General features: G+C 37.2%; 8 protein-coding genes and 1 pseudogene. All 9 read left to right on the forward strand.

From position 1 onward, the window contains the following. Window positions 1-218: 218 nt before the first annotated feature. The 9 genes and pseudogenes from MHI10_RS03730 (at window position 219) to MHI10_RS03770 (ending at window position 11,966) form a co-directional block, all read left to right on the forward strand. Window positions 219-1,688: a UDP-N-acetylmuramoyl-L-alanyl-D-glutamate--2,6-diaminopimelate ligase gene (locus MHI10_RS03730; RefSeq protein ID WP_340783069.1), complete on the forward strand. Its 1,470-nt coding sequence runs from the start codon at window positions 219-221 to the stop codon at window positions 1,686-1,688. A gap of 153 nt (window positions 1,689-1,841) precedes the next feature. Beyond that, window positions 1,842-2,390 (forward strand): VanZ family protein, encoded by a 549-nt coding sequence (locus MHI10_RS03735; RefSeq protein WP_340783070.1) that lies wholly within the window; start codon window positions 1,842-1,844, stop codon window positions 2,388-2,390. Window positions 2,391-2,469: 79 nt separating this feature from the next. Next, entirely contained in the window at window positions 2,470-4,041 is a 1,572-nt protein-coding gene (locus MHI10_RS03740; RefSeq protein WP_340783071.1) for a peptide chain release factor 3, read from the forward strand. Window positions 4,042-4,265: 224 nt separating this feature from the next. Continuing rightward, the gene (locus MHI10_RS03745) at window positions 4,266-4,625 is read left to right on the forward strand and encodes a DUF2089 domain-containing protein (protein WP_340783073.1); all 360 of its coding nucleotides are present in this window, start codon (window positions 4,266-4,268) and stop codon (window positions 4,623-4,625) included. A gap of 211 nt (window positions 4,626-4,836) precedes the next feature. Beyond that, window positions 4,837-5,226, forward strand: coding sequence for an SHOCT-like domain-containing protein (locus MHI10_RS03750; protein ID WP_340783074.1), 390 nt, complete (start codon window positions 4,837-4,839; stop codon window positions 5,224-5,226). 10 nt (window positions 5,227-5,236) lie between these two features. Then, window positions 5,237-5,517, forward strand: a pseudogene (locus MHI10_RS03755) (hypothetical protein). 1,000 nt (window positions 5,518-6,517) lie between these two features. Next, window positions 6,518-9,559, forward strand: coding sequence for an efflux RND transporter permease subunit (locus MHI10_RS03760; protein WP_340783075.1), 3,042 nt, complete (start codon window positions 6,518-6,520; stop codon window positions 9,557-9,559). 29 nt (window positions 9,560-9,588) lie between these two features. Then, window positions 9,589-10,674, forward strand: coding sequence for an SDR family oxidoreductase (locus MHI10_RS03765; RefSeq protein ID WP_340783078.1), 1,086 nt, complete (start codon window positions 9,589-9,591; stop codon window positions 10,672-10,674). Window positions 10,675-11,207: 533 nt separating this feature from the next. Continuing rightward, window positions 11,208-11,966, forward strand: a complete 759-nt coding sequence (locus MHI10_RS03770) for a TerC family protein (RefSeq protein ID WP_340783080.1) — start codon at window positions 11,208-11,210, stop codon at window positions 11,964-11,966. Window positions 11,967-12,117: the final 151 nt, after the last annotated feature.

Raw genomic sequence — 12,117 nt, forward strand, 5'->3', positions numbered from 1 at the left:
CGATAAATGACGAATTTTGGTATACTAATAGATAGTCAATAGCTAAACGGAAATTTCGTTTGAAACGGAACGAATAATTACTAATTTGTACAAACGAAAGAATGGAAATTTATAAAAATGAGCAGTATGATGAAACTAACCTTATAAATTGTGAGCGAATAGAAGTTTGAATTAAAATTGTTGTGTGAGCTAGAACACCATAGTTGGAGGAACGGATTATGTATGTAGAAGAGCTATTAAGTACACTTATGCAAAAAAAGGTGATTGGGCAATTACCGAACATTGTAAAAGACATTGCAATTGATTCCCGAAGTGTGCAACCGAGCAGTGTATTTATTTGTATAAAAGGCTACACAGTAGATGGTCATGAATATGCACAGCAGGCAGTGGATGCAGGCGCAACTGTGATCGTAACAGAGCGCGAGTTAGAGCTAGAGGGAAATGTGGCACAAATCATCGTTCAAAGTACAACGCGCACTTTGGGATTGCTAGCTACGAGATTTTTTGATTACCCATCAAAGGATTTAATGATGGTTGGCATAACAGGAACGAATGGGAAAACGAGCGTTGCGGGCATTATTCATAATATTTTAATTGGGCTTGGCGAGAAATCAGCATTATCAGGCACGATTGGATTTAATTTAAATGGTGTGCTTTATGAGTCAGCAAATACAACAAGTGATGCACTCAATACGCAACAAATGATTTTCCGTGCAAAAATGGAAGGCTGTCGTGCAATGGTCATGGAAGTATCTTCTCATGGGCTAGCATTAGGTCGTTTAGCAGGCGTGGATTATGATGTGGCTATTTTTACAAATTTAACGCATGATCATTTAGATTTCCATGGTACGATGGAGGAGTATGGCAATGCGAAGGGGCTATTATTTTCTCAGCTCGGACAAGATTTAGAAAAAAATAAACATGTTGTATTGAACGCGGATGATCCATGGTCAAAAAAGTATGCGGATACAACCCCTTATCCGATTTGGACATATGGTTTACATAATGATGCGATTTTCCGTGCGACAAATTGCGCGTATGAAAATGGAATGACAAGCTTTGATATGATCACACCAGAGGGTACTTTCCATGTAAATATGCATTTATTAGGTGAATTTAATATTTATAATGTATTAGCTGCGACAGCGATGTTTTATGCGCGCGGCTTTGCGCTAGAGGCAGTTATTGAACAAATCGAAATGTTACCGCCAGTAAAAGGGCGTATGGAAAAGGTCATGACGGATTTACCGATTCAAATTTTTGTAGATTATGCTCATACTTCAGATGCGATTGAAAAAGCAATTAACGCTGCATTACCGTATAAAAAACCAGAAAATAAATTGATTTTCTTAGTTGGAACGGGTGGTGGGCGTGATAAAACAAAACGTCCAATCATGGCAGAAAAAGCCTCGGTTGCGGATTATGTTATTTTAACGACAGATGATCCGCGTTATGAGGAATTTGATAGCATTACAGGTGACCTTGCAAAAGGGATGGCTCATGACAATTATGCTTGTATTGGAGACCGTGCTGAAGCCGTTCGTCATGCGATCAGTATTGCAAATGCTGGAGATATTATTATTTTCGCTGGTAAAGGGCATGAGGATTATCAAATTATCGAAAATACAAAATTCCCACATAGTGATGCAGAAATTGCGATAGAAGCAGGGAAATTGAAATTTGTGTAACGAATTAGCATAAAGACACCGTATGGAATGGATATACGGTGTTTTTTAGTGGGGATAAAGTAAGGAAATGAACCTTGCCGTAAAAGCAGAAATATTTACAATGCAACTTATATTACAAATGGTCGTGTTACACTGTAGGAGGTGTTTTTATCCGTGATTCGAACATTTTTAATGAGCATGTTTATCTATTGCGTTGTGAGTTTGCCATTTTATATGAGTATGCGCTACCTTTATATGAGAAAAAGAAAAATTATGTGGCCACGGGAACTAGTCATGCTGCTATTCTTCCTCTACTCTGTTAGTATATTTTCACAAACAATCATTCCCGATTTTTATATTGTGAATGGACAGATTGTTTTGGATACAGCAAGTCCGTATATGCGCGGCAATTTTATGCCGTTACAAACGATTCACTTATATTATGACCTGTTAAATAGTCCACTTTCGAATATTGCTTTTTATAATTTGGCGGGGAATATTATTTTATTTATTCCTTTTGGTTTCTTCATTCCATTGCTTTTTAAAAAGTGTAGAGGTTGGCTGAGGATGCATGTTGTTGCGCTTGGCATTCCTTTGTTTATCGAGTGCACACAGTATTTTATCGGCCGTAGTATTGATGTGGATGATGTTTTATTGAATGCCATTGCGATTATTATTGGATTTATTTTATATAAGATTTTGCAGCGATTGCGTAAAAATTAAAGTACATGAAGTAAAAAAGGTTGTCACTACTAGTACCTGTCTTTTAGAATAGGTAAGTATGGAAAAGGAGATTAAAAAAATGACTTTAGAACAAGATATATTATCACGTCGTACATTTGCCATTATCAGTCACCCTGATGCTGGTAAAACGACGATTACTGAAAAATTACTATTATTCGGCGGTGCGATTCGCGATGCAGGTACTGTAAAAGGAAAGAAATCAGGTAAATTTGCGACATCGGACTGGATGGAAATTGAAAAACAACGTGGGATTTCTGTAACATCTTCTGTAATGCAATTTGATTATTCAGATTGCCGTGTCAACATTTTGGACACACCAGGGCACCAAGATTTCTCTGAAGATACGTATCGTACATTAATGGCGGTAGATTCAGCGGTCATGGTAGTTGATGCAGCAAAGGGTATCGAGGCACAAACGTTAAAACTATTTAAAGTATGTAAAATGCGTGGGATTCCGATTTTTACATTTATTAATAAGTTAGACCGACAAGGGAAAGAGCCGCTTGAATTAATTGAGGATTTAGAAGAAGTGCTTGGTATTTCAGCGTATCCAATGAACTGGCCAATCGGTATGGGAAAAGAGTTCTTAGGTATTTACGATCGCTACAATCAACGTATTGAACAGTTCCGTACAGAAGAGGCGGATCGTTTTTTACCGCTTGATGAATCAGGTCATTTAGCTGTCGACCATCCGATGAAAGTGACTTCTTACTATACGCAAGCAATGGATGATATTGAATTATTAAATGAAGCAGGAAATGCCTATTCTGAAGATCGAATTCGTCGTGGCGAGCTAACGCCTGTATTTTTCGGTTCGGCATTAACAAATTTCGGTGTGCAAACATTCCTTGATACGTATTTAAAATTTGCACCAGTGCCTCAACCACGTATTACAGAGGATGAGCAGTTTATTGACCCTGTGGACCATAATGAGTTTTCTGGTTTCATTTTCAAAATTCAAGCAAACATGAACCCTGCTCACCGTGACCGTATTGCGTTTGTGCGTATCGTATCGGGTAAATTTGAGCGCGGTATGAACATGACGCTTGCACGTACAGGGAAATCATTTAAAGTGACGCAATCTACGCAGTTTTTAGCAGATGATCGTGAAATCGTTAACGAGGCAGTAGCGGGTGATATTATCGGTCTTTATGATACAGGTACGTATCAAATTGGCGATACGGTTGTAGGTGGTAAAAAAGGCTTTAACTTTGAAAAATTACCACAATTCACACCGGAAATTTTCATGCGCGTGTCTGCGAAAAACGTCATGAAAGGGAAACAATTCCAAAAGGGTGTTTTACAACTTGTACAAGAAGGCGCGATTCAGTATTTCAAAACATTACACACGGAAGATATTCTACTTGGGGCTGTAGGTCAATTACAGTTTGAAGTATTCCAACATCGCATGAGCAATGAGTATAATGTTGAAGTAATCATGGAACCAATCGGTAGTAAAATTGCGCGTTGGATTGAGAACGAGGAAGATGTGAAAGATTCGATGCATTCACAACGTTCAATGCTTGTAAGAGATCGTTATGACAATAAAGTATTTTTATTTGAAAACGAATTCGCAATGCGTTGGTTCTCAGATAAAAACGAAAATATTCAGTTATATAGCTTCTTATAAGATTATTTATAAAATAAAAGTGGATTTGGAAAACGTACTATTTTCCGAATCCACTTTTTTGTATTCCACAGAAATAGATGAATGAATAATCAAGGTGGTTTATTAATAATATCAATTATAAAGTTGTATTTATTAATTTATTTTATTATAAAACTTAATTTTGTTATTTACTTATTAATTAATAGTTATTATAATCAAATTAACTAAAAGAAAGGGGTGTCATTGTGGCTTATCAAGTAATCACAGATTGTCCCGTTTGCAGTAAAACATTGAAAATTACAAAGTTACAGTGCTCTCATTGTCACACTACAATTGAAAACGAATTTGAATTATCGAAGTTAGCATCCTTATCGAAGGATCAACTTCATTTTGTAGAAGTATTTTTAACTTGTCGAGGGAATATTAAAGAAGTTGAAAAGGAATTGGGGATTTCATATCCAACAGTTCGTGGCAAGCTAACAGACATCATTTCATACCTTGGATATGTACAGAAGAAGAAAAATGAAGTAGACGAGAAAAAGGTAGTGAATATGTTGGAAAATGGCGAAATCACACCAGAAGAAGCAATCAAACTCTTAACTTGATTCAGTGGGGGTTCAACCCCCAGCTGAATTGGGGAACAAAGGCTAAACCCGTCACGCCCTGTGACAACGCCTTTGTGACCAACATCATGTTGGCCTAAGCCCCCGGCGGATGTCACAGATTTTTAAGGGGAGTTTTTCGAGCGCGCTCGAAAAAATCTGGACGCAATTGCGCCGAGGCGTAATTGATAAGAAAAATAGGGAGGAATTTACCATGCAAGAGGAAATTGCAAGAGTATTAACAATGGTTCAAGAAGGTAAAATTGATGCAGATCAGGGAGCAGAACTGATTCAAGTGTTACAAGAGAAAGTAGGAACAAGTAATAATGGTGTTGAAAAATCAACAAAATATTTAGATAAAACTTTAAAAATCCGTGTTGAATCAACTGAAAACGATAACGTCAAAGTGAATGTGCCTATAAAACTTGTCAAGGTTGTACTACTAGCTGGGCACAGTATCGCAGCTAGCATCCCTCAATCGGAAAAATACGTGAAAGATATAGACATTAACTTGATTATTGAAGCGATTGAAAACGAATTAGATGGCCAAATTGTTGATATTAAATCGGCAAACGGGGATATCGTTTCGGTCATTATTGAATAGTGATTTGCTTATGATACGTGTAAAAGTGAAAGCGAAAGGCATTCGATTTATCATTCCTGTTCCATATGCAATTTTAAACATTACGATTTCAATTGCAACTTCAAAGTTTTTGCAGAAAAAATTAAATAAATGGACAAAAGAGCACTTCGAAAGAAAAAAATAGATTTTACCTTTCCACTACTAGATAAAAAAATGCTGAAGCCTATCGTCAAAGAACTAAAAAATCATAAGGGAATCGTGTTAGTAGATGTTAAAGCGAAAGACGGTACTGAGGTTAAGATTAGACTATAATTTCAACTAACACAAAATTCTAATCTTGCAATACATTTAAGCTTGTCACATACTTTTGCTATTATTATCTGCAAAGTTTAGGGAGGTATCGAACTAACCTTGTTATTAGATACGCGTAACTTCCTAAAAAAGGGAATATTGATTTCTATCCTAATTCTAGTATAGCTTCTATTAATGAATCAACCATTCGCATAAAATCTTCTGAAGGAATCGTTTCACTTCAAAATGATTATGTATTTTTTCTCATCGGCTATCAACCTAATAATTAACTGCTTCAAAGCATTGGAATTGAAACCGACCTCTCTTCACCAGAGCCTTACTTTGATCCAGAGACATATTGAATCAAATGTGAAGGACGTTTTTCTTACCAGCGCTGTAACAGGCTGAATTACAAATCGTGTCTACATTGAAGATGGACGTTTCCATGGCATGAAAATCGCAAATGAAATTGCCCAACGTCTGTCCTAATTTCAAAGTAATTCCTAATGTTAAAAGTTCTATAAATTATGATTAATGTAATTTACAGAGCTTTTTTATTATATTTTAATACACAGTTAAGTAATCCAATCAGTTGTATCTAATTATTGTAGGGCATTATCCAAATGGTCCTCTATGGAAAATTGACATGTGATTACATAAGATAATTCCCTTGACCGATAGTTTTAAATATCTCTGGAAGTCGTTGCTTATATATAATTTTGGGAAGTTGATCTATTTACGCCACCTCCTTGTAGTTTACATAATAAAAATAATGCGTTTATCGTTAACAAATATTTATTTACAAATTATCACCCCTCGCCGTCTCACTCTTTTTCAGAATCCATATAAAAAGCTCTACCTCAATTAAAACTCCTGAATAATTTAAAAATCCAAGCCAACAATCATTAATATGACACAATCCTACAAATAAATAGGAGTTATTGTTCGACAAAAAAGGGAAATATATAACAAAACTCGAATAATAGAGAAGATAAGCAAGAATAGAGGGAGTTATTCATTCATGAAAATTAGTGACTTTTCGATAAAAAGACCTGTATTTACAGTTGTTTCGATGATATTCGTCATATTGCTTGGCGCGGTATCGTTTTTTAAAATTCCAGTAACATTAATACCCGACTTGAATCCACCGATTGGCGTCGTTGTAACGAATTATCCTGGGGCAAGTCCGACCGAGGTAAATGAAAAGGTTACAAAGCCTTTAGAAGCTGTTTTAGCGACGTTACCAGGTATAAAAAAAGTTCAGTCTACATCATTAGAAAGCTCCAATCTCATTATATTAGAGTTCAATTGGTCGACCAATATGGACAAGGCACAAACGGATATTTTACAGCGCATCGATATGGTAACATTGCCGAAAGATGCGGGAAAACCGAGTTTTTTAAAGTTTGATCCTGCTCAGTTTCCAATTATACAGCTTGCACTTTCCGCTAAAAATGAACAGGTGGATGTAAGAGAAATTGCGGAATTGTTAGAACAAGAATTGAAGCGTACAGAAGGGGTTGCAAGTGTTTCCGTATCTGGGAAGCTTGTGGAGGAAATTCAAGTAGAAGCAGATCCAAGTAAACTTGAAGCAAATCGTTTAACGCAAGCAGATTTAATCCAAATCATTCAAGCGAGTAATATTTCGATGCCAGGAGCAGAAATTTCGACGAATGAAGGCCAATTACTGACAACACGTGTCATAAGCTCCTTTACTTCGCCACAACAAATTGCAGATTTAATTATTTCAGTCAATCCTTTGACAGGGGATGCCTTGAAAGTAAGTGATGTTGCAATAGTCGAGCGAAAAGAACAAAAAACGAATACAATTACACGAGCAAATGACCATCCAGCTGTTTTGATGTCTGTTTTACAGGAATCGGGGGCAAATACGGCGAGTGTGTCGAAGGTTTTTCAACAAGAATTAGCAACATTATTAGAACAACCACAATATGAAGGAGTAGAAGCAACAATTTTGTTCGACCAAGGCAACTATGTGCGCCTCGCAATTAATAATATTGGCACCTCGCTCATTTTTGGTGGGATTTTTGCGATGCTTGTCTTATTTTTCTTTTTGCGCGGTATTCGGAGCCCACTCATTATAGGCGTAGCCATCCCGTATGCAGTTATCGTGACATTTGTTTTAATGTATTTTGCTGATTTTTCATTGAACATTATGACGCTCGGTGCATTAGCGCTCGGTATTGGGATGTTGGTCGATAATGCGATTGTCGTCATCGAAAATATTGAACGTCATATCGAGTTAGGGCAATCGCCAAAGGACGCTGCTTCTAAAGGAACAAAGGAGGTTGCATTAGCAATTATTGCCTCCACATTAACAACGGTGGCTGTATTCGTTCCAGTCATTTTTATTAGTGGACTCATTGGTAAGATTTTCACTGAATTTGCCCTAACGATTTCATTTAGTTTATTTGCATCGTTAGTCGTTGCATTAACGGTTGTTCCAATGTTTGCGAGTCGATTATTAACAGTGAAATCAGGGAACTTAGTAGAAAAACGGAAGCAATCCGCCTTTTATCGACAATTTGCCAAAACACTGCAATGGGCGTTACAACATCGCCTCATTGTGATGTCGGTAACGGTTATTTTATTAGGGGCTTCAGGCTTTTCATTATACAAAACAGGGACGGAATTTATCCCTGCAACAGATGAAGGTTTCGTCACAGTATCGGTAAAATTGCCAAAAAGCGCGTCGATGCAATCAAGTGAAGCAATCGTGTCGGAAATTGAAACACTTCTGCGCGAAGAAAAGGTAGTCGATGTTTTCGTTAGTTTAATTGGAGGGAACCAGCAATCGATTTCACGGGGGACAACGAGCGTAAATGAGAGTGAAATTTCAATTAAATTAGTGCCATTAGCAGAGCGCGACCAATCGATTTTTGAATTTGTCGAACAACTGGAAGAAAAGGTTGAAAAGCAAATTGGCGAACGCGCGGAAGTATCGTATTCATTAGCTTCTTCATCTGGTTCGACGCCGCATACATTAACGTTTCGTGCGACTGATACGGATGAAAATCGGTTAACAGAAACGGTACACGCGATTCAACAGGAAATCGAGAAAATTGCTACGGTCACAGAAGTCATGACCGATTTAGATGCGACAAAAGAAGAAATTCAAATCGAAATAAATCGAGATGCGGCACAGCAATACGGTATTCTGCCAGCACAAATTGCACAAACAGTTAATAATATGACACGAGGAATGTTCACAACGCAAATGATTGCTGATGATGGGGAAGTTTTAGCGGTTTATACCGGATTTGGTCGTGCTTTTAATGAAAATGTCGAGGCATTGAAAAAAATGAAGATTCGAACAAATGCCGGGGTCTTTGTGGAATTGCAGCAGTTAGCAAATATTCAAAAGAAGCAAGCGCAAACGGCCATCAGACGCTCTGATCAAGCAGCGGCAGTAGCCTTTTTTGTAAAGTATCAATCATCCGAATCGTTAAGCGGGATTTCGAAAAAAGTGGATGATGCCATCGCTCGCGTAGAAGTACCGAGTGCGACGAAAATTGTCCATGGTGGAGACCGTGAATTATTTGATAGCGCGAAGCAGGATATGATATTAGCGATTATATTAGCAGTTATTCTTGTGTATATCGTTATGGCAGCACAGTTCGAGTCCTTTAAGCTTCCGTTTGTCATGATATTTAGTGTGCCGCTTATGGTAATTGGAGTAGCGGGTGCGCTATTCATAACGAATACTTTACTTGGTGTTACGGCAATTATCGGCATTTTAATATTGGTTGGTATTGTTGTGAATAATGGTATTGTTTTAGTCGATTATATTAATCAAAAACGTCAGCAAGGCATGGCACTCGAGGAAGCAATAATTGAAGGGACACAGGATCGGATACGCCCTATTTTGATGACGGCACTTACGACAATACTTGGTTTAATTCCACTAGCTCTAGGAATTGGGGAAGGGACGGAGATGAACGAACCGATGGCGATTGTTGTGATCGGAGGTTTACTAAGCTCGACCATTTTAACGTTAATTATTGTACCTATTATATATAGCCTAATTGAAAAAGAGACATGAACTGTTTGTTCAAAACAGGGGGAAAAGAAATGGGAATTCACTTTTTTACAGGTTTTCCTGGCTTCGTTGCAACAGAATTAATTCAGCAACTTTTTAAAGAGGGGATTACAAAGCAAGTTTATGCAGTCGTTTTATCATCTGAGTTAGCAAAGGCAAAAACGAAAGGCGCATTTATTGAGAGGCAGTATGAAGGCTGTAAAATCGTCCTTTTTGAAGGGGATATTACGCTACCTAATTTAGGTTTAGCAAATGAAGAATTGGCTATTATTATCCCGAAAATTACCGTTGTTTGGCATTTAGCTGCGAATACAGATTTAGCAGTCACGCGCGAAGTTGGTTGGAAGGTTAATGTTCATGGCACGGCCAATGTGAATGAGTTTGCCTGCTGTTTGGAAAATTTGGAACGCTACATGTATTTTAGCTCGTCTTATATTGCAGGCAAACGTAAAGGGACGATTTTGGAGATGGAGCTCATTCGCCCAGCAGCGTTTCATAATTATTATGAGGAAACAAAATTTGAGGCTGAATTATTAGTAGATGATTTAAAGTTGGAGCTCCCCATTACAATTATCCGTCCAAGTATTATTTATGGACATTCTCAAACGGGAGTAACGCAAAAGTTTGATGGGATTTATTTTTTATTAAATGCAGTAGAATATTTCAAAAGTAAATTGGTCATACCTCAATTAGGGAGCAAACATACATTACTTCAGATGGTTTCCATTGATTATGTTGCAAAGACGAGTGTACGCTTATGTCTGTTGCCAGAAGCAGTAGGAGAGACGCTTCATATTACAGGAAGTCAACCATATACCGCAGCACAAATATATCAAGAAATTGTGAAGGAAATGACGGGTAAAAAACCATTTTGCCCATTACCTTTAGGGATCGCCAAAGCAATGTTGGAACAATCGAATATTCGCAAGCTCATGCATGTAAAACCACAAACGGTTGATTATTTAGATTATGAAGGAAAATTTGATACGAAAGATTTTGACCAATTAATTGCTTCGTCTGAAATCGCTTGTTGTGATGTGATGCAAACGTTACCAACACTCATAAAATTTTATGAAGAAAACAAACATCTCCAAAGTTATTATGTAAAAATGGACTAATGATAGAATTTGGTTGATTTTTTTGGGCTTTATCGTTAAACTAACAATATAATTGAATTGAATATCCGTTGACTTGTTGTCAAAGGGGAGTAGCTATATAGGAATTGGATAGAGAAATGACGAAATCAATTACGCCTTTGCGTAATTGCGTCCAGATTTTATTCGAGCTCGCTCGAATAACTCCTTTAAAAAATCTGTGACATCCGCTGGGGCTTAACTTGAATCAGCTGTGGTTTGAATCCCACTGAATAGAGTTGCCAATTCGGCATTCATCCGCCCACTTATAAAAGTAGGGGACTTCTGCTGAATCTAGTTAAAGCGTTTTCTATCATTACAATGACCTTATTTCACATTCGTCAATACATGGTTAGGAGCCATCGGGTGTGATAGCATAAATGTGCTTAGCAAGACCTTTGCCTATTTAATTAGGCAGAGGTCTTTTGTTTTTGCCTAAAATGGATAATTTTTTCAATTAAATCAAATTAATTCCCTATGAAAAAGGGTAAAATGAAAATAAAAGGGGGACAAATCTCATGGAAGCGATTTTATTAGAATACGCATGGGTCTTACTTGTACTTATATTTTTAGAAGGCTTACTTGCGGCAGATAATGCAGTTGTAATGGCTGTCATGGTGAAGCACTTACCAAAAGAACAGCAAAAAAAGGCACTATTTTACGGATTATTTGGGGCGTTCCTATTCCGCTTTATTGCTCTATTCTTAATTACATTTTTGGCGAAGTATTGGGAAATTCAAGCATTAGGGGCAGCTTACTTACTGTTCATATCGATTAAGCATTTATATGACAATCACTTTAAGAAAGAGGAACCTGAAGAAGAAGGTAAAGAGAAAAAGGGTTCTGGCTTCTGGATGACAGTTTTAAAAGTAGAACTTGCGGATATCGCATTTGCGATTGACTCGATGTTAGCGGCAGTAGCAATTGCTATTACATTACCACATATTGGTGATATGACTGTTGGTGGCATTAATGCTGGACCGTTTGCTGTCATGTTCCTAGGTGGTTTCATCGGACTTGTCATTATGCGTTTCGCTGCACAAATGTTTGTAAAATTATTAAACGATTACCCATCACTCGAAACAACGGCATTTTTAATTGTTGGATGGGTAGGGGTTAAACTTGCAGTACTTGCATTAGGTCACGAAAAATTAGCAATTATTGATCCAAGCTTCCCACACTCTACTACTTGGAAAGTCATTTTCTGGGTTGTATTGCTTGGCTTAGCAATTGGCGGATATGTTGTTAGTATGGTTAAACATAAAAAAGCAAAATAACTAAATTTTTATAAAGGGCGAAAATGTTGTTCATTCAGCATTTTCGTTTTTTTAATGTATAAACAGGAATATTTTTTAACATAAATCCAATACTTAATAGGTATGTTCTTTTCTTTACTCCAACTATTTATTATACTAGGAGAAAAAGTTT

Source organism: Solibacillus sp. FSL K6-1523 (genome assembly GCF_038005225.1).
Classification (GTDB): Bacteria; Bacillota; Bacilli; order Bacillales_A; family Planococcaceae; genus Solibacillus.

What these genes read in the sequence shown, in the direction of transcription:
- MHI10_RS03750 (WP_340783074.1), top strand. Translation starts at nt 4,837, where the DNA reads ATGCAAGAGGAAATTGCAAGAGTATTAACAATGGTTCAAGAAGGTAAA.
- MHI10_RS03730 (WP_340783069.1), top strand. Translation starts at nt 219, where the DNA reads ATGTATGTAGAAGAGCTATTAAGTACACTTATGCAAAAAAAGGTGATT.
- MHI10_RS03740 (WP_340783071.1), top strand. Translation starts at nt 2,470, where the DNA reads ATGACTTTAGAACAAGATATATTATCACGTCGTACATTTGCCATTATC.
- MHI10_RS03760 (WP_340783075.1), top strand. Translation starts at nt 6,518, where the DNA reads ATGAAAATTAGTGACTTTTCGATAAAAAGACCTGTATTTACAGTTGTT.
- MHI10_RS03765 (WP_340783078.1), top strand. Translation starts at nt 9,589, where the DNA reads ATGGGAATTCACTTTTTTACAGGTTTTCCTGGCTTCGTTGCAACAGAA.
- MHI10_RS03770 (WP_340783080.1), top strand. Translation starts at nt 11,208, where the DNA reads ATGGAAGCGATTTTATTAGAATACGCATGGGTCTTACTTGTACTTATA.